Source organism: Aminobacter sp. LjRoot7, from assembly GCF_964252895.1.
Lineage (GTDB): Bacteria > Pseudomonadota > Alphaproteobacteria > Rhizobiales > Rhizobiaceae > Aminobacter > Aminobacter aminovorans_B.
Genome location: NZ_CAXUPX020000004.1, coordinates 110590 through 135873 on the forward strand (window position 1 = coordinate 110590; position 25284 = coordinate 135873).

Consider the following 25284-nt stretch of genomic DNA (forward strand, 5'->3'; position numbering starts at 1 on the left):
CGAATTCAGCCTGCTCACGCAACATTGATTTTTTGCAAACAATGGCCGCCCTGCGGCAGCGGCGTGACCGAGGTCCTCGCCTTCCGCTTACGCAAACGTCAATTTTAGCCAAATCCGTATCAATCGATCCTGAATTCCCAAGGAAATCCGGCTTCAGAATGCAAAAACAGCCCGAAATCGGGCTGTTTTGGAGGCTTGTTACATTATGGCAACAATCGGGCGCAAAATGGTTACATTGGCCACAATTTACGCTGAGGCATGCCGTTTCTGACAGCACAAGCAAAACCTGCCGCAAGGTCATGGCGCGGCAGGTTTTGAGCTTCGAATCGTCAGCCGGCGTCGCGGACGCGGGACAGCGCGGTGTCGAGCTTCTCCTGCGTCCGGCGGTAGTCCTCGAGCTTCTCGCGCTCGGCCGCGACGATCTCCTCAGGTGCCGAAGCCACAAACTTTTCGTTCGACAGCTTCTTGTGCAGCCGGGCGATCTCCTCGGTCGTCTTGGCGAGCTCCTTCTGTAGGCGCGCAGCCTCTGCGGAGAGGTCGATCAGGCTGCCGAGCGGCAGGCAGGCGGTTGCTTCGCCAGCGACGATCTGGGCCGCGCCCTTGGGTGCGGCCGCCTCATGCGTGATCTCGCCGACGCGGGCCAGGCGCGCAATCGCCGACTGGTGTCGCTTCAGGCGCTCAAGCGTCTCGGCATTGGCGCCGACGAAGACCAGTGGCGCGATCGCTGCCGGCGGCACGTTCATCTCGGACCGAACCGAGCGGATGCCGCTGACGAGGTCGACGAGCCAGTTGATCTCGGCAGCCGCGCCCACGTCCTCGAAATCTGGCGCCGGCCAGGCGGCATGGCACAGCAGCGACGTGCGCTCCTTGCCCTCGCCTGCCGTGTGCGCCCACAGCTCCTCGGTCATGAACGGCATCATCGGATGCAGCAGCTTGTAGATCTCGTCGAGCACGAAGGCCGCGACCGCCTGGCTTTCCGCCTTGGCGGCCTCGTCATCACCCATGAAGATCGGCTTGAGCAGTTCGAGGTACCAGTCGCAGAAGGTGTTCCAGACGAAGCGATAAGCAGCACCAGCCGCTTCGTTGAAGCGGTAGGTGGTGATCGCGGCCGTCACCTCGCGCGTCGCGCGGGTAAGCTCGGTCAGGATCCAGCGGTTGACCGTCAGCTTTGCGTCGTTGAGCCAGAACGCGTCATTGCGCGCGACGCCGTTCATCTCGGCAAAGCGCGTGGCGTTCCACAGCTTGGTGCCGAAGTTGCGGTAACCGGCAATGCGCGCCGGATCGAGCTTCACGTCGCGGCCCTGCGCCGCCATGATCGCCAGCGTGAAGCGCAGCGCGTCGGCGCCGTACTCGTCGATCAGTTCCAGCGGGTCGATGACGTTGCCCTTCGACTTCGACATCTTCTGGCCGTTCTTGTCGCGAACCAGCGCATGGACGTAGACCGTGTGGAACGGCTCTTCTTCCATGAAGTGCAGGCCCATCATCATCATGCGGGCGACCCAGAAGAAGATGATGTCGAAACCGGTCACCAGCACGTCGGTCTGGTAGTAGGTGTCGAGCTCAGGGGTCTTGTCCGGCCAGCCGAGTGTCGAGAACGGCCAAAGTGCTGACGAGAACCAGGTGTCGAGCACGTCCTCGTCACGGGTCAGGATCTTGCCCGGCTCGAAATTCTCGAGACGCTCCTCAACCCAGGCCTTCCAAGGCCCTTCGAGCGCCAGATAGTGCTGGATAGCCGCATCGAGCGCCTCTTCTTCGCTGCGTTCGACGAAGACCTGTCCATCCGGGCCATACCAGGCCGGGATCTGGTGGCCCCACCACAGCTGGCGCGACACGCACCAGGGCTGGATGTTCTCCATCCAGTCGAAATAGGTCTTTTCCCAGTTCTTGGGCACGAAGTTGGTGCGGCCCTCGCGCACCGAGCGCAAGGCAGGCTTCGCCATCTCGGCGGCGTTGACATACCACTGGTCGGTCAGGAACGGCTCGATCGGCACGCCGCCACGGTCGCCATGCGGCACCACGTGCTTGTGCGGCTCGATCTTGTCGAGGAAACCGCCCTCTTCCATGATCTGGACGACCAGCTTGCGCGCCGCGAAACGGTCGAGGCCATGCAGTTGCGCCCACACGCCGTCGCGCTTCTCGGTGCGCTCGACGCCTTCGAGGAAGTCGTCGTTGTCGACGATGTTGATGCTGGCTTCGACGGTCAGGATGTTGATCTGCGGCAGGTTGTGACGCTTGCCGACCTCGAAGTCGTTGAAGTCATGCGCCGGCGTGATCTTGACCGCGCCCGAACCCTTTTCCGGATCGGAATATTCATCGGCGACGATGGGAATCTTACGGCCGACGATCGGCAGGATAACGTTCTTGCCGACGAGTGCCGCATAACGCTCGTCCTCGGGATGGACGGCAACGGCGGTGTCGCCCAGCATCGTCTCGGGCCGCGTGGTCGCAACCGTGATGTAGGTGGCCGGGTTTTCCGGATCGTAGACAGCGCCCTCGAGCGGATAGCGGAAGTGCCAGAGATTGCCGTTGATCTCGTGCTGCTCGACCTCGAGGTCGGAAATCGCGGTCAGGAGCTTGGGATCCCAGTTCACAAGGCGCTTGTCCTTGTAGATCAGGCCCTGCTTGTGCAGCGTCACGAACACTTCGACGACGGCCTTGGACAGGCCCTCGTCCATCGTGAAGCGCTCCCGCGACCAGTCGCAGGAGGCACCCAGCCGCTTGAGCTGGTTGAAGATCATGCCGCCGGATTCGTCCTTCCACTCCCAGACCTTGTCGACGAACTGTTCGCGCGTCAGGTCGCGGCGATGGATCTGCTTTTCCATCAGCTTGCGCTCGACCACCATCTGGGTGGCAATGCCGGCATGGTCCATGCCCGGCTGCCACAGCACGTTCTTGCCGCGCATGCGCTCGAAGCGGACGAGGATGTCCTGCAGCGTGTTGTTCAGCGCATGGCCCATATGCAACGAACCGGTGACGTTGGGCGGCGGGATGACGATGGTGAACGGGTCGGCGCCCTCGGGTGCGCCGGCGCCTGCCTTGAAGGCGTCGGCATCTTCCCAGGCCTTGGCAATCCTGGGTTCGACTGTTTTGGCGTCGTAGGTCTTCTCAAGCATCGGAATTGGTTCCGTTTTGGTCCGGATCTGTTGGTCCGGTGTAAATCGGATGGGTGCGGCCAAGTCAACAGCGCGGCCGGCGGCAGCTGGAAACGAAAACGCCGCCCGAAGGCGGCGCTTTCATGTCGGCAAGGCCGAAATCACTGCGCGCCGCGCGCCACGCGTTCAATCTCTTCGCGTACCAGCCGCTCGACCAGCGTCGGCAGGTTGTTGTCCAGCCAGTCCTGCAGCATCGGCCGCAGCATCTCGGTGGCGATGTCGTCGAACGACTTGCGGCTGCGCGCCGCATAGGCGTCGTTGAGCTCACCGAAAGCCGCCGAGATCTGGCGGCCCGCCTGCTCCGAGATGATCGCAGACTTGGGGGCGGCCTGCTCTTCGGTCAGAACAGGCTCCGGCGTTGCTACCACGGCCTGGGCCACGACCTGAGGCTTCTCCGCTTCGCGCGGACCGGCCAGGCGCTCCATCTGCTCGACGGCGATCGTCGATTGCGGCGCCCAGCTTGCAGCCGACGGGCGCGCCGCAGCAGGCGCCTCGACAACGGGCGCTGGAGTTTCGGCAACGGTTGGCCGCAGCGGCATTGCGGTTGCGGCAGCTACCTTCGGCTCCGCCGACGGCCACCTGGCGGGCTCATCGCGACGCGGAGCTTCCTGCTTCGCTACCACTGGGGCGGCCTCTGCCGGTTTCACCTCGACCGGCGCCGCCTTGGCAGCCTGGAACTCAGCCCGGAATGCCTCGACTTCGATGATGTTGCGTTCGCTGCGGTCGTCTTCGGGCTCCGGCCGCATCTGCTCGAAGTCGACTGCCGGACGGCGTCCGGTATCGTTGTCTTCGATGATCCTGCGGATGGAAGCGAGAATCTCTTCCATCGAGGGTTCGCGCTGAGCGCTGCTAGCCTGGGCCATCGTCACATCCGCCGCCTTTGTGACAGGATACAAAGTGCGCCCGCCAAAACGGGCGTCGAATCAGAGCCCAAGCGTAGCTGACTGATTCCCCTTAGAGAATCCCCAATCGGGCACCCCCGGCGATTTCAACAGAATACAGTGTTCCAGCCGCTTGCCGGCAAAACGAAAACGGGCGCCGGCTCCATCGGAGCAGGCGCCCGCCTGATAAGTGCCGGCTCGCTGAAGCTTAGCGGCCGTCTGGCGTCCGGAGACCGATCCACTTGTCCTTGACGGCGTTGTAGTGCTCAGTCGGGTCGTACTTGGTGACCTGCAGGTTGAGCCGGTCGACGGAAAGGTTGCCGGCGGCCGACAGGATGGCGTAGCTCGCCACCACGACATCACGTTCGGCATTTGCCAGATTGATCTGAGCGTCGATGACATCCTGCTGGGCGTTCAGCACGTCGAGCGTCGTGCGCTGACCGACATTGCGCTCCTCGATGACGCCGTTGAGCGCCAGCTGAGCTGCGGAGATCACCTGACGATTTGCATCCACTGCTTCGCGAGACGCGGTGTACTGCGTCCAAGCGGAAGTCACTGCCGCGCGCACCTGGTCACGGCTGACGTCGACTTCGATGCGGGCTTGGCCCAGCGATTCCTTGGACTGACGTACGGTCGCCGAGGCACGGCCGCCCTGGTAAATCGGCACGGTCAGCGTTGCGCCTATGTTCGCCGACGTCGTCCAGCCGTCTTGACTGCCGGGTGTCGGATTGGTGTCGCGATGACTTTGGGATACGCCCGCCGAAGCCGACAGCTGCGGCAGCAGCGCGCCTTCTGCAGACTTCACCGAGAAGCCCGCCGCGTCGACCAGATGCTCGGTCGCCTGGATCGCCGGATGCTGTTCGGCCGCCAGGGCCGTCGCGCTATCGAGGCTCCTGGGCAGAAGCTTGGCGAGCGGCGACGCCGCCTTCAGGTTCTTCGGTTCGTCGCCGATGACTTGACGGTAGATGGCAGCGCTTGACAGCGCCGCGGCGCGTGCCGCGGCCAACTGCGCGAGTGCCGCCGAGCGCGAGGCGTCAGCCTGAGCCACGTCGGTCCGGGTGCCCTCGCCCACGTCGAAACGCGAGCGCGCGGCGCGAACCTGTTCGCCGAGGAACTGCAGATTGCGTTCCCGCAGCGCCGCGATCTGGCGATCGCGGATCACGTCCATATAGGCGCTTGCCGCGTTGAACAGGATGTTCTGCTCGGTGTTCCGCAGGCTCTCGTTCGATGCCCGCACGCGCGCTTCGGCCGCCGCGACATTGTTCTTGGTCTGGAAACCGTCGAACAGCGACTGCCTGATCTCGATACCGAACGAACCGGTCGTCAGACGGCTCGTCGAGGAATTCCGCGAGTTCCGCGTTGTCGAGTAGTCGATGCTGGCCGAACCGTTGATGGTCGGGCGCCAGCCAGACTTGGCGATCGCCACACTCTCGTCGGTCACGCGCACACCGGCGCGGGACGAATTGAGCTGGGAATTGTTCTGATATGCCTTTGCCAAGGCTCCAAGGATCGTTTCCGCGGAGGCTGACAGCGGCGACAGCGCTGTTGCGGAAACCAATGCTACGGCAAACACACTTTTACGGAAAAACGACACGCGCGTCCCTCATTCATTCTGCGGCGAGCTGCCTGAAGACAGCTATAGATGCCCCTCGCCGAATCCGACAACAAGCGACCAATCTGGACCAGAACAGTCCAGAATCAATCACCCTCGTCCGCTCCTTAGATCATCACGGCGCATTGCCCGCCGCAAGAAAAAGGAGATCAGAACTCAAATTCGTGTGTGCGATTGAAGCCGGGTAGTGGCTTAACTGCCGCATTGAAAGCACGGCGGGCCGTCACTATGGCGCCGGCCTTGAGGTAGACGCTGGCGACGCCAGCGTTGCCGCGACCCTCGACGACGACCAGCCGGCCACCATCCTTGAGCTGGGCAAGAAGTGCCTCGGGGACCTGCTCGACGCTGCCGCCGACGAAGATGACGTCATAGGGTGCCTGCGACGGATAGCCGGCGGCCAGAGGTGCCGTGACCACGACGACATTGTCATGGCCGAGCGATGAAAGCGTCGAGGTTGCCTTCGCAGCGAGCGTGGCATCGCTTTCCAGCGCGATAACCGAGCTTGCGAGGCGCGACAGCACCGCCGAGGAATAGCCAGTGCCGCAACCGACATCGAGAACGAAGTCGCTCGACAGGATTTCGGCCAGCTGCGCCAGCTTGGCGAAGGGCGACGGCTCCATGAGATAGCGCGGCTGATCGGCATCGGCGGTCGCGCCGTAGCGCATGTCCTCGTCGATATAGGCAAGCTCGCGCTGGCCGCTGTCGACGAATTCTTCGCGTGGCACGGAAAGCATGGCGGAGAGAATGGCTGCGTCGGTCACATCGGTGGTGCGGACCTGGCCGTCCACCATCTTCACACGACGTTCGGAAAAATCAGCGTTCATGTTCAACTGGCCCGCCTTCGACGCGTGATGCGCAACTGCTACTGCCCGAATGGGTCCTCGGCGGCGGTTGCCGAGGAAGCTGGAGGCCTCGCCCGGAATCGAACCGGGGTGCAAGGATTTGCAGTCCTCTGCGTAACCACTCCGCCACGAGGCCTCGCCGCTTCGGGCGTCTACAGCGCTCCAATAGGTTGCCAGGATTCCGCCGTCAAGCGGGAGACGACTCTTTCTCCGTGGGTTTTGGCTGCCGCCACGGCAAAGGACTGACGGAGCCGCATCAAAGCACTCGATCGCTCACTGCTGCACGAATCCTCACCCCGGCCTCGTCTTGGCTCTCGACGGGATTCGGCCACGCCCAAGGCAACGAGTCCTTGTTCGCCACTGCAGTGTCAGGCGAATCCCTCGTCGCGAGTGCGCTAGTTGGCCGGGCGCTTGCGCCGCTCCCACCAGATGATCAGCCTGCGGCGTACGCGGCGCACGACATGGAATTCGTGCGACAGGACCAGAAGCCCCAGCGGAATCATCCAGAAGCCAAGCACCGGCAGGAAGCCCAGCAGGCCGAAGAAGCAGAGTGCGACGCCGATGCCGATGCGCACCCCTCGCGAACGCGGCATGGCGAATTCGCGGCCGAAGATCGAAATCTTGCGTCTGGGTGGCTGCTGGGGAGTGGAGCTGATCATTATCCCTGCATTTGTTCGGTGAAGCCTGTGCGCCCGAATGACGCGCCAAGCCGGCGAAAGGCTTGGTAAAGCGGACATATGAGGCCGTCCCGGGGTGATTACCAGAAAGCTCTCGGGGAAAAACTCGCAAAAAGCTTCGATTAGCGCTTTGCAAATCGGATTACCGTTGCTATACGCCGCCTCGTTCACACCAGAGCGCTGTTCCCCGGTAGCTCAGTGGTAGAGCAACCGGCTGTTAACCGGTTGGTCGCTGGTTCGAATCCGGCCCGGGGAGCCACTTCATTCTCAAAAGCATTGAAGTCTTGAAAGCTACCCTCGCCCCGGCGTGGTTGCTCATGCGGTTCGTGTCGCCGCGCAAACCCTTCCTGCCTGCCTGCAACCCTTTGTTCGGCCTATATCGCGTTAGGCCGCGCCCGACTCAGTATTGATCGGCCCCGTAAGCCACTGCCACTCCAGCGATTCGCTGATGATTCGTCATCTCAACAATTGCACATGCGGCTTTAAGCAACCTGCAATATGTCATCACTAGATGTGCAACCATATCTACATGTCATTTGTCAGGCGCACGATGATACGCTTCCTTTCACTGGGCATTCTAACGCTGCTGCTGGCCGGATGTTCGGACAGCGATGCGCCACCACAGGGCAATCCTGCTGATTCCTTGAGAACGGACCGCTTCGGATATCAGGTCGGTTCGGACGTCGTTGTCGGAAAGGACAACTCGCTCAGTTGGCTCAAATCAGTCGTCACGGGCTACGCACCCGTCGAAGGCGAGCGCCCGGCCAAGATCGGCTGGATCGAGACCACGCCAAGCTGCAAATTTCCGCTTCCGTCCGTCGGCGACAAGCTCGTCCAGGTCCACACCAACGGGACCAAGCAGGTTTCCGACGTCTTCGCCCTGTCGCAGGCCGATGTGCTCGAACGGGCGCAGAACTATGTCTCGCAATGGCAGAACGACGGAAAGGACCCTGGCATCAACTCGAACCGCTCCGGCGACCGGCTGCGGGTGGTCGACGTGATCGTCACAGAAACAGAGGCGCCGGTCTATCTGGTGCTTGCCGGCGGCTTCGACACGCTCTGGAACATCCAGAAATCGGCCAAGGCCCGCATCTCCCGCGTCGCCATTATCGGCACGCGTAATGCAGGCATCGTCAACCTCGAGCCCGGCACGCCGGTAACCGTGCTGGCTGGCAACGCAGTCAAGGATTGCAAGATCTCGCCGTCGCGCCGCCCACAACCGTTCTGGAGGGTCGTCGAGGCTGCCAAGGGCGGTGACCAGATCTCGAAAGAGGCCGTCGCCAGCCGCAATGCGATCTACAACAGATACGACAGCTGGTTCCGGGCCAGCTTCGGCAAGGCCAGCGAAGAGGTCACCGTCGGCATCGACCAGATGAACCACGCCATCGTCGGGCCGCTGCCGGCGTCACCGGACGAGCGCCTGCCTTACCGCGGCATCACCGACGCCACCGTGCAACTCGCCCGCACCGACTACGCCTTCGTCGCCGCCTCCCGCGACGATTACGATTCGAAGCATACCGAACTCGTCACCAAGAAGGCGCAACAGCTCGCCGGCGGCGACCTCTCCTCACTCAACCGGACGCAGTGACGGCCATGCAGGGCAGTTTCCTCAAAATCGTTGTCGTCGTGCTTCTGCTGTTGGTCGGCGCGCCGCTCATCGGTAGTCTGATCTTCAACGTCGCCGCCGCCGCCTACATCATGCAGATGATGGGCATGATGAGCGGCAGCCAGCAGGAGGCGGCCGAACGCCGCGCCACGGACTTCCATGGCGTCAAGGTCGTGCCCGAGGGCGCGCTGGGTCTGGTGGCGCTGCGCAACTTCGACGACTTCGAGCAGACGCGCACTGTATCCCTCAACATGCATATGCGGCTGACGGACATTCGCCGAGGCGACCAGACCGCGTTCGACGGCAACGACGCCGACGGCTATCTCGCCTCTCGCCTGCCTGTCCTTGCGCGCGCCGAATGCGACCTGATCGTCAAGGCCTTCGCCAGCAAATGCGCCGTCAACAAGGTCTCGGCCCGGCCGACGGAAGATCTCTACCAGGTCAACATGCGGCTGACCTTCGTCCAGCGCGAGCCATTCGGCGAGGTCGCCAAGGCGCCGGAGCTCAACTATGTCGAAATCCCGCTCAACCTGAATGACGGCGACGACAAGTCGATCATGCCCGACAGCTGGGTTTCGCAACGGTCGAAATATTACGACGCCGTCGCCAAGGGCTGCGCCAAGGTCCGAGCCCAGAACAAGAACTGCGCCGTCATGACGGTGACGATTGCCTCGACTCCGCAGCGCGGCAGCTCGGCCATCAAGGTCAACGCCGGCGCTCGCTACGCGATCCTGCAGTGACAGGCTGAGCCGAAGCAACGCCTCGGTGACAGTGCCTCGTTCACTGGAAAACCGTTGGTGCTAGATCGTGTGGAACGGCACCGGGGCGTGCAAAGCCACCTCCCCGATCCATTGAGCTAATTGTCCACGGGTTGACGCGAAGCGTAATATTCAGGCTTGGGAAGGCGGGATTGTAGGCTGGCGCAATGCCTTACATCGACGAATGAGCGTTGCGTCGGCTGCCCGTCACCCCAAGCCTAGCAACAGGCGGTCCGACTTGGCGATGTCCGAGCGGGCCGCTTTTGTTTGCCATCCTCCCAAATGCCGCCCACCCCGATACCAGCCCCGTTGCCACGCATGCGACGGAACCAACCCCGCCTAAAGGAACCCTTGCTCCTTGACGAAACGATACGGGCCGTTTAGTTATTTTCATATAAACGATCCGTTTCGTTTTGTATGAAAGGAGCATTTCTATGATCTACCCCCGTCTCGTCGGCATGGCGGCCTCGGCCCTGCTGCAAATCACGCTTCTTCACGTCCCTCCAGTCAGCGCGGAAACCATGGCAGAAACCAGCACAGCCCAGCTATCGTCCGCCACCACAGCTTCGCCGCAAGGCGTGCTTGCTGCCCTCCCCGTCCCTGCCGGCTATGCCAACGTCGAACAGGGGCCGGTGGAAGTCGACGGCGAAAGCGCCCTGCTCATCCGCATGGAACGCGCCGACGGCCGCAATGGCGGTCTGGGCGGCGAGCATTTCAGCGCCGTGACCGCTCCCTCCGGCAAGCTCAAAGGGTTCGTACGCATGGACCTCGCGCTGCGCGACGGCGCGCTGCCGAGCCAAGATGAGGCGCACGACATCGCCATGCATTTCCTGTCCGTCCATGCCGCCGATCTTCTGCTACGCCATGCGGTCAGCTTCATCGCGCCGCATGACGAGACGATCCGCGCCAATGGCGAGAGCACGGCGCTGACCGGCATGAAGGTGAAAATGCGAAATCTCGCCGACGGCCGCTGGTTCTGGGTGATCGTCGGCGCCGATCGCGAGGTCATGGTGTTCGAGCGCGACATCGTCTGGGCCAACCTGAAAGGCCGCCGCCAGACCGAAAAATGGCTGCATGACAGCTGGCTGGCGGAGCAGCGCAAGGCAGGTGGCGCCTGAGCGAGTCTCTGCCCGGCCGGCGATACTGGCCGGCACAGCCTCAGCGCGAAGCGAAGATCGACCAGTTCATCCTTTTGGTCAGCCGTTCCAGCGCGATCGAGCCCAGCATTGAATTGCCGCGCGCGTTGAGCCCCGGCGACCAGACGGCGATCGAGGCAATCCCCGGCACGATCGCCAGGATGCCGCCGCCGACGCCGCTCTTGCCGGGGATGCCGACGCGGAAGGCGAACTCGCCCGAGCCGTCATAGTGGCCGCAGGTCAGCATCAGCGCGTTGATGCGGCGGGCGCGTTCACTCGACACGATCGAATGGCCCGATGATTCGATGCGTCCGGCATTGGCCAGAAACCGCCCGGCATTCGCCAGCTGCAGGCAGCTCATGGCGACGGCGCAGTGATGGAAATAGACGCCGAGCGTCATCTCGGGCGCGTGGTTCAGGTTGCCGAAACCCTTGAGGTAGTTCGCCAGCGCGAAATTGCGGAAGCCGGTGGCGCGCTCGGAATTGGCAACGTCGCGGTCGATGATCACCGAATCGTCGTCGGCCACCGTGCGCATGAAGCTCAGCACCTCGCCGATCGCCTCGCGCGGCTGGTGGCCGGACAAAAGCACGTCCGAGACGACGATCGCACCCGCATTGATGAAGGGGTTGCGCGGAATGCCGTGTTCGAGCTCGAGCTGGACGATGGAATTGAAGGCCGTGCCGGAGGGTTCGCGCCCGACGCGATTCCACAGTTGATCGCCGACGCGGCCGAGCGCCAGTGCCAGCGTGAACACCTTCGAAATGCTCTGGATCGAAAACGGCTCGTCGGCATCGCCGGCGGCAGCCACCTCGCCGTCGTTCTTGACCACAGCGATGGCGAATCTGGCCGGATCGACCTTGCCCAATTCTGGAATGTAAGACGCAACCTCGCCGCGCTCCGGCTGCGCTGCCATTTCGGCGACGATCTCGTTCAGCGTATCCTGGAGGCTGGGCATGGCACTTCCTGCAAGCTCTTCGACCGGCTCGAACCGGCAGGCCGTTCTACATCAAGTCGCGCGCGCCGCCATCCGTCCCCTCTTCATCAACCACCCATCGCAACCCCAGCACTTTGTGCGCTGTCTGCAGCCGAATCGATAAAAGAAGTGCCGAAAGCGAAACTTTTGTAGCCGCGATTCACGTATCCCTCACGTTGCGTCAACACGGCACTGTTACAAGCAACCTCTAATGTTCGTTCAACCCACCAAACGGAGAAGTTGCGATATGCGTTTTTCTGATGTGCGTGAGAGCCTGCGGAGCATCGGCGTTGTCATGAGCAAGCGTGGCGAAACCATCCGTCTCAACTATTTCGGCGGCCTCGAAGATACGGCCAAATATGCAACCGACCTGCAGGAAGCGCTCGCGCTCGGCAGGGAACTCGCCGGCCCGCGCCGCAGCAACAGCTCGTCGGGGCGCTGAATCTTCACGACTGGCGACGCGACAGCGCACGATCTGCGCGTCGCGATCACCGAGGCGATTGCCTAAACACTTGGCGCGTGAGGGATATGTGCCCCATTTGATGGCCCGCCAAAACAGCATTTCACGGCTGCTTTGACGTTTCACTCACGCCGCAATCACCCCGCCTACCCTAACGTCCTTCCGAAATCAGGCCGGAATCAGCTCCGGCAAGAGTGGTGAGGAACGCTGGAATGCTGCAGGTTTTGCCCGGTGCCAGAAGCATACAAGCACGCGCACTTGCCGGAATGTCGTTGTATGCTCCCGATGGAAGTTGCGAGGACCACAGGCGATTCGACCTGTGGTACCCTCTTCAGGGGCATGGACGACCTGCAGCGAAGGTCCGCACGATGGCTGGTGACGACGCCAGTACGCTTTGCAATATCTACCTGTTCGGGGCGCTGGCCGTCACCGACGCAGCCGGCGCGTCGTGCACGCCCAAGGCGCAGAAATCGCGCGCGCTCATGGCCATGCTGGCACTTGCCCCACGCGGTGCCCGATCGCGCATCTGGCTTCGCGACAAGCTGTGGAGCGACCGCGGCGAGGAACAAGCCGCAGCCAGCCTGAGACAGGCGCTCGTCGACGTCCGCAAGTCCCTGGGTCCGATCGCCGACAGCATCATCATTTCCGACAACCACACCATTTCGCTCGATCTCAATCGCGTAACGGTCGACGCCCTGCAGCTGCTCGATCCGTCGCGCCAGTCGGTGCCCAGCGAAGTGGAACTTGAATCCTGGCCGGAATTGCTCGAGGGCCTCGACATCGGCGACCCCGAATTCGAGGAATGGCTGATGCTCGAGCGGCAGGTCTGGCAGGGCCGGCTCGAAAACGCACTCGGCCAACGCGACGTCAGCCCCAAGGACAGGCGCAGCAACGGTCTCATCCCGGTCCAGGGCCAGAAATCGGGACCGAATTCCTCCGACGGCGGAAACCGCAAGTCGCTGCCGCTGAACGGCGGCCGGACCGGCTGGTCGGTGGCGCTGCTGCCGCCGGCTATCTCGGGCGATGCCTTCGAGGCGGAATCGCTGCCCGACATGTTCGCCGAATTGCTGGTGCGCTCGCTGCTCGAAGGCGGCGAACTGACCGTCTCCGACCTGTCGCGGCCGGACCTTTCACCGGGTCAGGAGCCGGATGCGACATTCGGGTCGGTGGCGCTGGCCATTCAGGTCCGCTACCGCTTCTCAGCCCACCAAGCCTACATCAGCGTCAGCGTTCATCGCACCGCCGACAAAAGCCTGCTGTGGATGGGCGGCGCTACCCTCGAACGGCGTGCCGTCGAGGCGGGGGAAACCTCGGCCGCGCACCAGCTCATCAACGAGGCGATGGACGAGCTGCGCAAATACTTCATCGCACGCTCCGAACAGACCGACGACGCCATGGAGGCGGAGAGCCTCTATGCCGCCGTCAACGCCATGTTCCGGCTGTCGCGCAACGACCTCGTCATGTCCGAGGCGTCGCTTCGGCGCATCATTGCCCAGCGGCCGTCGTCACAGGCCTATGCCTGGCTCGCCTTCCTGATGACCTTCCAGGTTGGCCAGCGCTTCTCCGACTCCGCCGTGGCCATCGAGCAGGCCCAGCACTACGCCCGCAAGGCACTGGAGCTTGATTCCAGCAATTCGGTCACCCTGGCCCTCGTCGGCCATGTGCATTCGTTCCTGTTCGGCGAATACGACTACGCATCGGGCCTGTTCGAGCGCGCCATCCGCGCCAACCCGACCCAGGTGCTCGGCTGGGACCTCTATTCGATGCTGCATGCCTATGCCGGCCAGCCGGACAAGGGCCTCAGCCTCGCCAACTGGGCGCGCCATCTCGGTGCCTACAGCCCCTACCGCTACTATTTCGACACCTCGCGGCTGATCAACGCGACGCTCGCCGGCAATCACCGCGTCGCCATCGAAGCCGGCGAGCAGGCCCTGCGCGAGCGGCCCGACTTCAACTCGCTGCTTCGCTATCTCGTGGCGAGCCACGCGCAACTCGGCGACATCCGCGCCGCCCGCTCGCTTCTCGACCGGCTGAACGTCGTCGAGCCCAATTTCTCGATCAGTTCGCTGATCGACGCCCGCTATCCCATCATGCGCACCGAGGGCGGCGCCAATCTGATCTCCGGTCTGATCAAGGCCGGCGTCAAAAAAACATGACGGACGCGCCGAGCACCGCACATTTCGATCAATTCAATGGGGAATTCAGTGTCTGGCAACGACAGCTCCGCGCCTGTTGAGGGCGGCTTTTCGCACTTTATGGATCAGTACCGCTTCAAGATCGCCGGCGACGACGTGCTGCCTTGTGCGGCCACGGACCGGCCTCCGATCGTACTGGAAACCAAGTTCGCATCAGGCGCCGAGGCGATGGTGATGTCGGCAGGCGTCGCCAGTGCCGTCATGAGCCCCGGCGTGCTGAACAAGGCCTCACTCAACAAGAACAAGAACAAAAATAAGAACAAAAACAAAAACAAGGGCAGCGCCATTCAATCAGGTTCGGGCGGCGGCTCGCAGGCAAGCCTGATCCCGGCCTTCGAGCTCAGGCGCCTGCATACGTCGCCCTCGCCACACGCGTTTACGGCGGCGCGCAAGTTCACCTGGGAGCAGCTCGACATTCCGCTGCCGCCCGGCCCGGATGTCACCCGGCTCGAAACGACAGTCATGCTTTCGCTCCAGGCCCGCGACCGCGAACGCTCGCGCCGCAAGGAGGACATCGAGCGCGAAGCTACCCTCGACATCTCGGACTTCACCAAGCCGCTTGGCATCGACGGCATCAGCGGCTTCGACCAGACCGAAGGCCTGTTCCAGTCGATCCTGACGGCCTGCGAATATGTCGGGCTGATCTACAAGGCAAAATTCAACCGCACCCGGCCCAACCAGGTTGAGCCGCGCCTGCGGCTGATGCTGCCCAACCCGGCGCACCAGGCCTATCCGAGCAACCACTCGTTCCAGTGCCATTCGATTGCCTTTGCCTTCAACGCCATCCTGCCGGAGCACCCGGCGACGGAAGAGCTGTCGCGCATCGCCCGCAAGGTCGCGGAAAATCGCGAATGGGCAGGTCTGCACTATCCGAGCGACACCAATGGCGGCCGAGCGCTGGCGCAGCGCTTCCAGCCCTATCTCAGGGACGCTTTCATGGCGAATTATCTCGCTGCACAGCGCGAATGGCTTTGAGGGGGCGATCATGGCAAACGGCAACCCATTCTCCTTCCAGCACCCTCAGTCCTATTACTACCTCTGGCACCTTGCGGCGCTCGGCGTCATCGATGCCACCTTCGGTCCGCTGACCCCGGGCGGCGAGGTCGACTTCTCCTCGCCCACCATCAACGGCACCGTCTGGGACACGATCGCAGAGGCTTTCCCGGCAGCGACCGCTCCCGCGACCGTCGCGCTGATCGACGTCGGCGTCAGCCGCAGCCATCCCAACCTCAAGAGCCGGCTGGACGCGGTGAAGTCGATCGACCTGGTGAGCCATCCCTATGGCGCCAAATACGTCGCCGCCCCTGCCGCCAGCCCCTACGACCCGGAGGTCAAGGCTGCCTTCTTCGCCGGCATCTCCACCGCGGGGCTGGGCGCGCTCAACCTGACCGGCCCTGAGACGGCCTATCTTAGCAGCCTGATCGCCGAACTGGTGGCTTCGGAAGGCGTGCTGCACACGCTGATCGAGGGCGACGAAACCTTTGGCAGCCATGGCACCGCCGTTGCCGGCCTGGTCGTCGGTGAACCGGCGGCAACAGTTGCACCCAATCCGGCAATTGCCCTGCCCGACGTGCTGGCCGCCGACGACGGCAGTGCGGCGCCGAACCCGAACCGCAACATGCTGCCCTATTTTGGCGTCGATCCGCTGTCGCGACTGATCTCGATCAGGACCGGCTTCGAGCAGCAGCCCGACCAGTTCATCGCCGCGTTCCTCTACGCCTTTGCCAACGGCGCCGACGTCATCCTGTTGCCGCGCGGCATTCCCGACCCGGTGCGCAGCGTGCTGAACGCCAAGTCGGAGCTGTCGCAGGACCTCGACGACCGCGCCAACTGGGAACGCGCCGACCTGTTTGCTCGTCTCGAAGAGGCGACGCCGCCGGCAAGCGAGATCAGGCCGCATGCGGTCGGCAAGACCGGCAACCGCGAAGTTGCCTGGAACACGCTCGCCAAGCTCATCGTCGCCATCAGCCGCAAGGTGCCGGTCGTCTGCGCGGCCGGCAATGACGGCGAAAGCCAGCTGATCTACCCGGCCAATCTCGCTGCCGCCAACAACGGCATCGTTGCCGTCGGCGCGGTGACGCCGCATGGCTACCGCTCGGGCTACAGCAACTATGGCGCCAAGCTGACGCTGGTTGCACCGTCCGACGATTTCGAGATCTACAACCGGCACCAGCTGCGCGTCGACCGCACCGACCCGATGATCGACCAGCACTACTACCATCCGGGCAAGGGCAAGGTCGTTCCGCACAGCCACTTCTCGCTGCTGACCACCGACCTGCCCGGCACGTTCGGTTATGCCGGCGGCTCCGATCCCTATTCCTCGATCCTGCCGCCGCTCGATAACCAGGGCATCGGCGGCGGCTACTACACCACCTTCGGCGGAACCTCCGGGGCGGCAGCTCTCGTTGCCGGCGTCGCAGCACTGACGGCACGCGCCCACAAGGCAAAGCACGGCGCTGCGGCCAGGTTGGACGGCATGGCGTCCAAAGCCAACCTGATCGCCGCCTGCGACCAGAACGCTTCGGTGAAGCCGGGGGCAACGCCGCTCACGCCCGATCCGATGAACGCGGACAACGAACCGGCGAAGGGCAAGACCTATTTCTTCGGCGCCGGCCTGCTTGACGCCGGCAAGGCGGTCGCGGCGGTGCTTGGACCCTGACCGGTCGCAAAACGCATGTCGGAATGCGTGCTGTGGGGGGCTACGGCATTCCGGCGCTCAGGCGGCAAAGCCCATCCTCCCCTTTGCCCCTGTCCGCCCCGTTGGCACGACCGACGGGGCGGTTGCATTTCAGCGCAGCCAGCGCTCCAGCCGGTCCATCGCCTCGATCATTTCGTCATGGCTGCCGGCATAAGAGAATCGCATGTAGCGGTGGCCTGCGAGCGGGTCGAAATCCCTGCCCGGCGTCGCCGCGACGTGGGCCTCGGCCAGCATGCGGCTGGCGAACTCCATGCTGTCATTGGTCAGCCGCGAGACATCGCAGAAGGCGTAGAAGGCACCGTCCATGGGTGCGGCGAAGCTGAAGCCCAGTTCCGGCAACCTTTTGGCCAGCAGCTCGCGGTTCCAGGCATAACGCGCCTTGATGACCTCGAGCTCGTCGGTGACGTTGAACGCCTCGATGGCGGCGACCTGCGACAGCTCGGGCGCCGAGATGTAGAGCGATTGCGCGATGCGCTCGACCGGCCGCACCAGCCGCTCCGGCAGCACCATCCAGCCGATGCGCCAGCCGGTCATGCAGTAATATTTGGAGAACGAGTTGATGACGGTGACATCAGCGTCATAGGCAAGTGCGGTCACATCGGGCGCGCCATAAGCGAGCCGGTGGTAAATCTCGTCCGAGATCACCGCAATGCCGAGTTCGCGGGCGGTATCGACGAGTGCCTTGAGGTCGCCTGCCGGCACGACGGCGCCGGTCGGGTTGGCGGGACTGGCAAACAGCACACCTTTCAGAGGCTTCTGTTCGTGCGCGGCACGCAGGTGTTCGGCATGCAGATATGCAGCCCCCTGCAGCTCGATCTCGACCACGTCGAGGCCAAGCGCGCCCATGATGTTACGATAGGCAGGATAACCGGGGGCTGCGATGGCCACACGGTCGCCGGCATCGAACATCGCCAAGAAGGCGAGATTGAAGGCAGCGGACGAGCCGGTTGTGACGGCGATTCGCGAAACCGGCACGTCGATGCGGTAATGTTCGGCATAATGCACTGATATCGCCTTGCGCAGATCAGCAAGCCCGAGCGCGTCGGTGTAGCCGATGCGGCCGAGCCTGAGTGCTGCCGCCGCGGCATCGCGCACCCGCTGCGGTGCCGGATCGGAGGGCTGGCCAACCGCCATCGAAATGACCGGCGCGCCCAACGCCTTGAGCCTGTTGGCTTCGGCCAGGATGTCCATCGCATGGAAGGGCTCGACCTCGCCGCGCCGTGAAATCGCAACCGCCATCTTCGTCCACTTTCTACTGTCGCCCACCAGGCAATGTGCCGCACAAATGCCTGATTGATATGGGGATCACAAGTTGATGAGTTTTTTGAACCAGCCTTTTCACAGCCCGATGGCTCGTTTACGAGTGTTCCCCGCTATGCAGAGCATCACAAGTCTTTCGCGTTTCGTCGCAAGATCAACACGCGCGGTCACCGCGCTTGCGCTGTCGGCCGGGCTTGCTCTCGGCGCGACGGGAACTGCTCATGCGCAGGGTGTTCCGATCGTCCGCGACGCCGAGATCGAGGCCCTGGTTCGCGACTACGCCCGGCCGATCCTCAAGGCGGCGGGGCTTGCCAATTCGAACATCAACATCGTGCTCGTCAACGACCCGGCGTTCAACGCCTTCGTCGCCGGCCGGCGCATGTTCATCAACACCGGCGCGCTGATGACCGCCGAGACGCCGAACGAGATCATCGGCGTCATCGCGCACGAAGCCGGCCATATCGCCGGCGGCCACCAGGAGCGCCTGCGCGACCAGCTGGCACGCGCCCAGACGATGGCGATCGTCGCCGCCCTGCTTGGCGCCGGTGCGATGGTCGCTGGGGCCGCCACCGACACCAGCGGCCTTGGTGCTGCGGGCGCCGGCGTCGTTGCCGGCGGTTCGGAAATGGCGCGGCGCAGCCTGCTCGGCTACCAGCGCTCGGAAGAAGTCACCGCCGACCGCTCGGCGATCACCTATCTCAATGCCACCGGCCAGTCGGCGCAAGGCATGCTGAAAACCTTCCAGCGCTTCCAGAACGCCCTGTCGCTGTCGGGCGCGCGGGTCGACCCCTACCAGGTCAGTCACCCGATGCCGCGCGAGCGCATCGCCAATCTCGAGACGCTGGCGCGCGAAAGCCCGTATTTCGACAAGAAGGATTCCGAGGCGCTGCAGCAGCGCCACGACATGATGCGCGTCAAGATTGCCGCCTACACCCAAGGCCAGGCCGCCACCTCGCGCCTGCTGCGCGGCACTGACGGCCTCGCCTCGCGTTATGGCGACGCCCAGTCGACCTATCTGTTCGGTGACCTGCGCTCGGCGCTCAGCAAGACCGACGCGTTGATCAAGTCGCAGCCGAAGAACGCCTATTTCCACGAGCTGCGCGGCGACATCCTGATGAAGTCGAACAAGCCTGCAGCGGCAGCGGAGGCCTACACCACGGCGGTCAAGCTCGACACGGCAAAGTCCGGCATCCTGCCGATCCAGCTCGGCCAGACCTATCTCGCCATGGGCACGCCAGACGCGCTCAAGAAGGCTGTCGTCGAAATCCGCAAGGGCCTCGACCGCGACCGCGAGAACGCCTCGGGCTACCGCTACCTCGCCCAGGCCTACGGCATGCTCGGCGACGTCGCCGACGCCGATCTTGCAACCGCCGACGGCCACTACTACAGCGGCGCCTATCAGGACGCCAAGATCTTCGCGATGCGGGCGCAGCAGAAGCTCAAGCCGGGTTCGCCGGGCTGGGTGCGCGCGCAGGACATCATCAACTACAAAGCGCCGAGCAAGAAAAAGAAGTGAACCTTCTTTCGGCGGACAGCGACAGAGCCGAAACGGCTGGAGACTCAGGGACCATGAAAAAAGCACTTCTTCTCGGCACGACCGGCATCGCTGTCGCCCTCGCCATGCTGGCGTTCGGCCTCGCCGGTTCGCCAAACGCCGCACATGCGGAAACAGCGGCTGCTGCTACCCTAGACAAGAAGCAGGTCGAGACGATCGTGCGCGACTATCTGCTCAACAACCCTGAACTGCTGCTCGAAATGCAGGGCGCGCTCGAAGCCAAGCAGAAGGAAGAGCAGCGCATCGCCAGCCTGAGCGTGATCAAGGACAACAAGGACGAGATCTTCAGCTCGAAGTTCGACGGCATCGTCGGCAATCCCGACGGCAAGATCACCATCGTCGAGTTCTACGACTACAATTGCGGCTACTGCAAACGCGCCCAGGCCGACATGAACGCTCTGACCAAGGCCAACCCCGACCTGCGCTTCGTGCTCAAGGAATTCCCGATCCTCGGACCGGATTCGCAAAAGGCCCATGTCGTGTCGATGGCCTTCCGCAAGCTGATGCCGGAGAAGTACGGCGAATTCCACGACAAGCTGCTCGGCGGCGAAGGCCGCGCCGGCGAGGACAGCGCCATCAAGCTGGCGCTCGAGCTCGGCGCCGACGAAGCGAAGCTGCGCGAAGCGATGAAGGATCCGGAGATCGGCGAGGCCTTCAATCGCACCTACGATCTTGCCAACAAGCTGCAGATCAGCGGCACCCCATCCTATGTCGTCGGCAACGAGGTCGTCTTCGGCGCACTCGGCCAGGACGTGTTGGCTGAAAAGATCGCCGCGGCAGCCGCCTGCCAGGCAAATTCCACCTGCTGAGCAAGCTTTGTTCAGCGCGAGCCGTTGTGGACAGCGCAAGAAGTCGCTTGCGCTCTTTCCGCGACGGCTTATGCCGATTATAGAGGGTCCGCCGCGCCAGAGAGGATCTGGCGGGTGGAAAGGTCTGTAATTTGAAAACGGTTTACGTCCTCAACGGTCCGAACCTTAACATGCTGGGCAAACGCGAGCCCGGCATTTATGGCGGCAAGACCCTGGCCGACATCGAAGCCGACTGCCAGGCGGCAGCCGCCTCGCTCGGACTTGCGATCGAATTCCGCCAGTCGAACCACGAGGGCGTTCTGGTCGACTGGATTCACGAGGCGGGCGAAAAAGCCGCCGGCATCGTGCTCAATGCAGGCGCCTATACCCACACCTCGATCGCGCTGCAGGACGCCATTCGTGCCGTCTCGCCCTTGCCGGTCGCCGAGGTGCACCTTTCCAACATCCACGCCCGCGAGCCGTTCCGCCACAAGTCGATGGTGGCACCGGTGGCCGTGGGCATGATCTGCGGCTTCGGGCCGCTCGGATACACGCTGGCGCTGCAGGCGCTGGCCGCCCGGCTCTGACCGGAAACAGGAAGAGAAAAGGCTAGAAAATGGCGACGAAGAAGACCGACGGTGTTGATCAGCAGCTCGTCCGCGACCTCGCAGGAATTCTGAACGACACCAACCTGACCGAGATCGAAGTCGAGCTCGGCGATCTCAAGGTGCGCGTGTCGCGCCAGGCAGCAACTGCTGTCCAGGCCTATGCAGCACCGGCGCCTCTCCCGGTCGCAGCCGCTGCACCGGTTGCAGCCGCCGCTCCTGCCGTCGTCGACACCTCCAAGAACGCAGTGCCCTCGCCGATGGTCGGCACCGCCTATCTCGCGCCGTCGCCGGATGCCAAGCCGTTCATCGAGGTCGGCTCGGTGGTCAAGGAAGGCCAGACCCTGCTGATCATCGAAGCGATGAAGACGATGAACCAGATTCCGTCGCCGCGCTCCGGCACGGTCAAGGCGATCCTGATCGAAGACGCGCAGCCTGTCGAATACGGCATGCCGCTCGTCGTCGTCGAGTAAGCCGGAAGGCTGCGCGCAATGTTTCAGAAAATCCTGATCGCCAATCGCGGCGAAATCGCCCTCAGAGTGCTGCGCGCGGCCAAGGAGCTCGGCATCCAGACGGTTGCCGTCCACTCCACCGCCGACGCCGACGCCATGCATGTGCGCCTCGCCGACGAGAGCGTCTGCATCGGACCGCCGCCGTCGCGCGACAGCTATCTCAACATCCACCAGATCGTCGCGGCCTGCGAGATCACCGGCGCCGACGCCGTGCATCCGGGCTACGGCTTCCTGTCGGAGAACGCCAAGTTCGCCGACATCCTGGCGGCGCACAACATCACCTTCATCGGCCCCTCGGGCGACCACATCCGCATCATGGGCGACAAGATCGAAGCCAAGCGCACCGCAAAGCGCCTGGGCATTCCGGTCGTTCCCGGGTCGGAAGGTGCCGTCAGCGACGAGAAGGAAGCCAAGCGCGTTGCCGCAGAGATCGGCTATCCCGTCATCATCAAGGCGTCCGCCGGCGGCGGTGGCCGCGGCATGAAGGTGGCGCTCACCGAGGCTGACCTTGAAGTGGCGCTGCAGACGGCGCGCACCGAAGCCGGTGCTGCCTTCGGCGACGACGCCGTCTACATCGAAAAGTACCTGCAGAAGCCGCGCCACATCGAAGTGCAGATCTTCGGCGACGGCGCTGGCAAGGGCGTGCATCTCGGCGAACGCGACTGCTCGCTGCAGCGCCGCCATCAGAAGGTCTGGGAAGAGGCCAATTCGCCCGCGCTTAACGCGGAAGAACGCTCGCGCATCGGCGACATCTGCGCCAACGCTGTGGCCAATCTCGGCTATTCCGGCGCCGGCACGATCGAGTTCCTCTACGAGAATGGCGAGTTCTACTTCATCGAGATGAACACCCGCCTTCAGGTCGAGCATACGATCACCGAAGCGATCACCGGCATCGATCTGGTGCATGAGCAGATCCGCGTCGCCTCGGGCGGCGGCCTATCGGTCACCCAGAACGACATCCGCTTCCACGGCCATGCCATCGAGTGCCGCATCAACGCCGAGGACCCGCGGACCTTCGTGCCCTCGCCCGGCACGATCACGCATTTCCACACGCCAGGCGGCCTCGGCATCCGTGTCGATTCGGGTGTCTATTCCGGCTACCGGATCCCGCCCTACTACGACAGCCTGATCGGCAAGCTCATCGTGCACGGCCGCAACCGCGTCGAATGCATGATGCGCCTTAGGCGCGCGCTCGACGAATTCGTGGTAGATGGTATCAAGACGACATTGCCGCTGTTCCGCGAGCTTGTCGGTAACCCCGACATCGCGAACGGCGACTACGACATCCACTGGCTGGAAAAACATCTCGCGAAAGGCGAGTAAGTAGAATGAGGGTCGCATGACCCGACCTTATGCGCCCGGCTATGGCATACCCACGGACCTTCTGCTGAAGGCCTATGCGTCGGGCGTCTTTCCCATGGCGGAAAGCGCGTCGGATCCGGAAGTTTTCTGGGTCCGGCCCGAGACACGCGGCATCATTCCGTTCGACGGCTTCCATGTGCCGCACAGCCTCGCCAAGACCATCCGGCAGGGTCATTTCGAGATTCGCTTCGACAGCGACTTCGAAGCCGTCATTGACGCCTGTGCCGAACGGCGCGCCGGCCGGCTCTCGACCTGGATCAACGCGCCGATCCGCGAGGCCTACACACACCTTCACCGCATCGGCAACGCCCACTCGGTCGAGGCCTGGCGCGAAGGCGAGCTTGTCGGCGGGCTTTATGGCGTCTCGCTCGGCCGTGCCTTCTTCGGCGAAAGCATGTTTTCGCGCGAGACCGACGCATCCAAGGTCTGCCTCGTGCACCTCGTCCAGCGGCTCAGGGAGCGCGGCTTCCTGCTGCTCGACACCCAATTCACCACCGATCACCTGAAGCGCTTCGGCGCGGTCGACGTGCCGCGCGACAAATACGAGAAGATGCTCGCCAAGGCCCTCATTGGCGAAGCCACATTCATGCCCTGAGGGGCTAGGCTAGCTCTTCTTCTGAGCGCCCTGCGCTATCGGCGTCTGGGCATGGAACATCATCTTCCAGCCCTGCAGGCGATGCACATAGCCGGTGCTCACCAGTGCCTGATACGGCTCGCCATTGTCACGGATCGCCTTGGCCTCATAGGTCAGCATGACGATGTCGCTGCCCGGCTCGACGATGCCTTGCACCTTCATCTCGAGATTGCGCCAGCGGTGCGGCTTGGTCGCGGTCGCGGCGAGCTCGGCATTGCTCATCACGCCGGCCATCTCGGGAAAGGCGACAAGGCATTCCCTGTCGGCGTTTTCGGCAAAGAACTCCTGGTTTCCGGTCCAGAATTCCCGTTCGAGCTCAAGCAGTTCGTCACGGTTGACGGTCACGGCACGATCCTCCGTTGGCGTTGCTCACGACGCCAAACGTCAGGGACCCCAAGCGGTTCCGAAAAAGGATCAGTTGGTCTTGGCGGCTTCCGGTGCCGGAACGTCCGACTTCTGCTTGCAGGCCTTCAGCCAGACGTCATAGACGGCGTGCTCGACGGCGTTGAGGCCCGGGCTTTCGGCAAACATCCAGCCGGTGAAGATGCGCCTGATCTTACGGTCGAGGGTGATCTCGTCGACCTCGACGAAGGAATCCGTCTTCGGCTCTTCGTTCTCGGGCCTCGAATAGCAGACGCGCGGCGTCACCTGCAGCGCGCCGAACTGCACGGTCTCGTCGACATAAACGTCGAAGGTGATGATGCGGCCGGTGATCTTGTCGATGCCGGCGAACTCGGCGACGGCGTTCTTGATGCGCTGGGGCGGGGCCGCAACCTTGGGTGCCGCCTGTGCGTCGCTGGGAGCCGGCTGGGCCTGGTCGGGAGCGGGCTGGCCCTCGCCCGGCAAGGGCGGGACGTCGATGGCCGGAAGATCGTCACCCTGCTCGACCTGCTGGTCGAGCGGCAGCCGCTCGATGCTGTCCTGGGCCGCTGCCTGGCCAAGCCCTGCGCACAGCGCCGCGGCCACAAGCAGGGCTTTCGCCTTCGATCGTCCGCTCGACGGAATCCGGCCAGGAAAAATCATTCAGTCGTTACCGCCGTTGCGCCCGGAGTGTGTCCCACTCGCTGATTCCCACGCGCCAAGGCTAATCGCCTGACGCCAATGGGCAAGGAGTTAGCCGCCAATTGTGGCGACAAATGTCCGCGCCGTTAAGCTGTCTGTCTTATGCGCCGGGCGTCCAGGCGTCGTAGTCGCCGGTGACCTGTGGGCGATGCGTGTTGCCCAGCACCGAACCCTTCGGGCGGTAAGCGCCACCGGTACCGGTCAGGTTGGGCTGATGCGGCTTCTGCCAGTCGCGCGGAATGTAGTTGTCGCTCGGCGGCGCCACGTCGACGCGGTGGTGCATCCAGCCGTGCCAGCCCGGAGGAATCATCGAGGCTTCGGCATAACCGTTGTAGATCACCCAGCGGCGCGTGCGGCCTTCCGAATCCTTGCCGCCCTCGTAATAGACGTTACCGAATTCGTCCTGGCCCACCTTGGTGCCTTTGCGCCAGGTGTGGAAGCGCGTGCCAAGGGTCTGGCCGTTCCACCAGGTGAAAAACTGGACAAGGAATTTCTTCATCGGATCCTCGCGGCAGG

General features: G+C 63.4%; 23 protein-coding genes and 2 tRNA genes. 14 read left to right on the forward strand and 11 right to left on the reverse strand.

The genetic code is table 11. From position 1 onward, the window contains the following. Positions 1 to 329: 329 nt before the first annotated feature. From ACSQ3E_RS13490 to ACSQ3E_RS13515, 6 genes are all read right to left on the reverse strand, one after another. A complete protein-coding gene (locus ACSQ3E_RS13490; RefSeq protein ID WP_436123074.1) occupies positions 330 to 3113 on the reverse strand; it encodes a valine--tRNA ligase in 2784 nt (927 codons plus the stop codon). Between the two features lie 140 nt (positions 3114 to 3253). After that, a complete protein-coding gene (locus tag ACSQ3E_RS13495; RefSeq protein ID WP_436123075.1) occupies positions 3254 to 4015 on the reverse strand; it encodes a PopZ family protein in 762 nt (253 codons plus the stop codon). 226 nt (positions 4016 to 4241) lie between these two features. Continuing rightward, positions 4242 to 5627, reverse strand: a complete 1386-nt coding sequence (locus ACSQ3E_RS13500) for a TolC family outer membrane protein (RefSeq protein ID WP_436123076.1) — start codon at positions 5625 to 5627, stop codon at positions 4242 to 4244. 167 nt (positions 5628 to 5794) lie between these two features. After that, entirely contained in the window at positions 5795 to 6469 is a 675-nt protein-coding gene (locus ACSQ3E_RS13505) for a protein-L-isoaspartate O-methyltransferase family protein (protein WP_436123077.1), read from the reverse strand. Positions 6470 to 6549: 80 nt separating this feature from the next. Beyond that, a tRNA-Cys gene (locus tag ACSQ3E_RS13510) sits at positions 6550 to 6623 on the reverse strand. A 259-nt stretch (positions 6624 to 6882) separates the two neighbouring features. Next, entirely contained in the window at positions 6883 to 7146 is a 264-nt protein-coding gene (locus ACSQ3E_RS13515; protein ID WP_436123078.1) for a hypothetical protein, read from the reverse strand. A 202-nt stretch (positions 7147 to 7348) separates the two neighbouring features. Between ACSQ3E_RS13515 and ACSQ3E_RS13520 the strand changes: the two genes are divergently transcribed. The 4 genes from ACSQ3E_RS13520 (at position 7349) to ACSQ3E_RS13535 (ending at position 10646) form a co-directional block, all read left to right on the forward strand. Further along, a tRNA-Asn gene (locus ACSQ3E_RS13520) sits at positions 7349 to 7423 on the forward strand. Between the two features lie 252 nt (positions 7424 to 7675). Then, a complete protein-coding gene (locus ACSQ3E_RS13525) occupies positions 7676 to 8752 on the forward strand; it encodes a hypothetical protein (RefSeq protein ID WP_436123079.1) in 1077 nt (358 codons plus the stop codon). 5 nt (positions 8753 to 8757) lie between these two features. Continuing rightward, positions 8758 to 9510: a hypothetical protein gene (locus tag ACSQ3E_RS13530; protein ID WP_436123080.1), complete on the forward strand. Its 753-nt coding sequence runs from the start codon at positions 8758 to 8760 to the stop codon at positions 9508 to 9510. A gap of 452 nt (positions 9511 to 9962) precedes the next feature. Continuing rightward, positions 9963 to 10646 carry a hypothetical protein gene (locus tag ACSQ3E_RS13535; protein ID WP_436123081.1) on the forward strand — a complete coding sequence of 228 codons (684 nt, stop codon included), beginning with the start codon at positions 9963 to 9965 and terminating at the stop codon, positions 10644 to 10646. A 40-nt stretch (positions 10647 to 10686) separates the two neighbouring features. On the opposite strand, the gene ACSQ3E_RS13540 is transcribed toward ACSQ3E_RS13535, so the two are convergent. After that, the gene (locus ACSQ3E_RS13540) at positions 10687 to 11619 is read right to left on the reverse strand and encodes a glutaminase (RefSeq protein ID WP_436123082.1); all 933 of its coding nucleotides are present in this window, start codon (positions 11617 to 11619) and stop codon (positions 10687 to 10689) included. A gap of 265 nt (positions 11620 to 11884) precedes the next feature. On the opposite strand from ACSQ3E_RS13540, the gene ACSQ3E_RS13545 reads away from it, so the two are divergent. The 4 genes from ACSQ3E_RS13545 to ACSQ3E_RS13560 all read left to right on the forward strand — a co-directional run bounded on the left by ACSQ3E_RS13545 (position 11885) and on the right by ACSQ3E_RS13560 (position 16951). Beyond that, positions 11885 to 12079 (forward strand): hypothetical protein, encoded by a 195-nt coding sequence (locus ACSQ3E_RS13545; protein WP_310327249.1) that lies wholly within the window; start codon positions 11885 to 11887, stop codon positions 12077 to 12079. A gap of 386 nt (positions 12080 to 12465) precedes the next feature. Beyond that, complete coding sequence (locus ACSQ3E_RS13550; protein WP_310327247.1) at positions 12466 to 14253, forward strand: SARP family transcriptional regulator; 1788 nt, start codon at positions 12466 to 12468, stop codon at positions 14251 to 14253. A 99-nt stretch (positions 14254 to 14352) separates the two neighbouring features. After that, entirely contained in the window at positions 14353 to 15267 is a 915-nt protein-coding gene (locus tag ACSQ3E_RS13555; RefSeq protein WP_436123083.1) for a phospholipid phosphatase, read from the forward strand. Positions 15268 to 15277: 10 nt separating this feature from the next. Next, entirely contained in the window at positions 15278 to 16951 is a 1674-nt protein-coding gene (locus ACSQ3E_RS13560; RefSeq protein ID WP_436123084.1) for a S8 family serine peptidase, read from the forward strand. Between the two features lie 129 nt (positions 16952 to 17080). Here ACSQ3E_RS13560 and ACSQ3E_RS13565 read toward each other — a convergent pair whose 3' ends face one another. After that, positions 17081 to 18229, reverse strand: coding sequence for a pyridoxal phosphate-dependent aminotransferase (locus ACSQ3E_RS13565; RefSeq protein WP_436123085.1), 1149 nt, complete (start codon positions 18227 to 18229; stop codon positions 17081 to 17083). A 136-nt stretch (positions 18230 to 18365) separates the two neighbouring features. Here ACSQ3E_RS13565 and ACSQ3E_RS13570 point away from each other — a divergent pair, with 136 nt between their 5' ends. The 6 genes from ACSQ3E_RS13570 to aat all read left to right on the forward strand — a co-directional run bounded on the left by ACSQ3E_RS13570 (position 18366) and on the right by aat (position 23667). Beyond that, entirely contained in the window at positions 18366 to 19766 is a 1401-nt protein-coding gene (locus ACSQ3E_RS13570; protein ID WP_436123086.1) for a M48 family metalloprotease, read from the forward strand. Between the two features lie 53 nt (positions 19767 to 19819). After that, positions 19820 to 20614, forward strand: a complete 795-nt coding sequence (locus ACSQ3E_RS13575; protein ID WP_436123087.1) for a DsbA family protein — start codon at positions 19820 to 19822, stop codon at positions 20612 to 20614. A 131-nt stretch (positions 20615 to 20745) separates the two neighbouring features. Then, entirely contained in the window at positions 20746 to 21180 is a 435-nt protein-coding gene (gene aroQ, locus ACSQ3E_RS13580) for a type II 3-dehydroquinate dehydratase (protein WP_310327241.1), read from the forward strand. A 29-nt stretch (positions 21181 to 21209) separates the two neighbouring features. Continuing rightward, positions 21210 to 21671, forward strand: coding sequence for an acetyl-CoA carboxylase biotin carboxyl carrier protein (gene accB, locus ACSQ3E_RS13585; protein ID WP_436123088.1), 462 nt, complete (start codon positions 21210 to 21212; stop codon positions 21669 to 21671). Between the two features lie 18 nt (positions 21672 to 21689). Beyond that, complete coding sequence (accC, locus tag ACSQ3E_RS13590) at positions 21690 to 23033, forward strand: acetyl-CoA carboxylase biotin carboxylase subunit (RefSeq protein ID WP_108608339.1); 1344 nt, start codon at positions 21690 to 21692, stop codon at positions 23031 to 23033. A 16-nt stretch (positions 23034 to 23049) separates the two neighbouring features. Further along, complete coding sequence (gene aat, locus ACSQ3E_RS13595) at positions 23050 to 23667, forward strand: leucyl/phenylalanyl-tRNA--protein transferase (RefSeq protein WP_436123089.1); 618 nt, start codon at positions 23050 to 23052, stop codon at positions 23665 to 23667. Between the two features lie 9 nt (positions 23668 to 23676). On the opposite strand, the gene ACSQ3E_RS13600 is transcribed toward aat, so the two are convergent. From ACSQ3E_RS13600 to ACSQ3E_RS13610, 3 genes are all read right to left on the reverse strand, one after another. Further along, a complete protein-coding gene (locus ACSQ3E_RS13600; protein ID WP_436123090.1) occupies positions 23677 to 24051 on the reverse strand; it encodes a hypothetical protein in 375 nt (124 codons plus the stop codon). 69 nt (positions 24052 to 24120) lie between these two features. After that, on the reverse strand, positions 24121 to 24552 hold the full coding sequence (locus tag ACSQ3E_RS13605; protein ID WP_436123361.1) for a DUF2155 domain-containing protein: 432 nt from the start codon (positions 24550 to 24552) through the stop codon (positions 24121 to 24123). Between the two features lie 316 nt (positions 24553 to 24868). Next, positions 24869 to 25267, reverse strand: coding sequence for an NADH:ubiquinone oxidoreductase subunit NDUFA12 (locus ACSQ3E_RS13610; RefSeq protein WP_067961550.1), 399 nt, complete (start codon positions 25265 to 25267; stop codon positions 24869 to 24871). Positions 25268 to 25284: the final 17 nt, after the last annotated feature.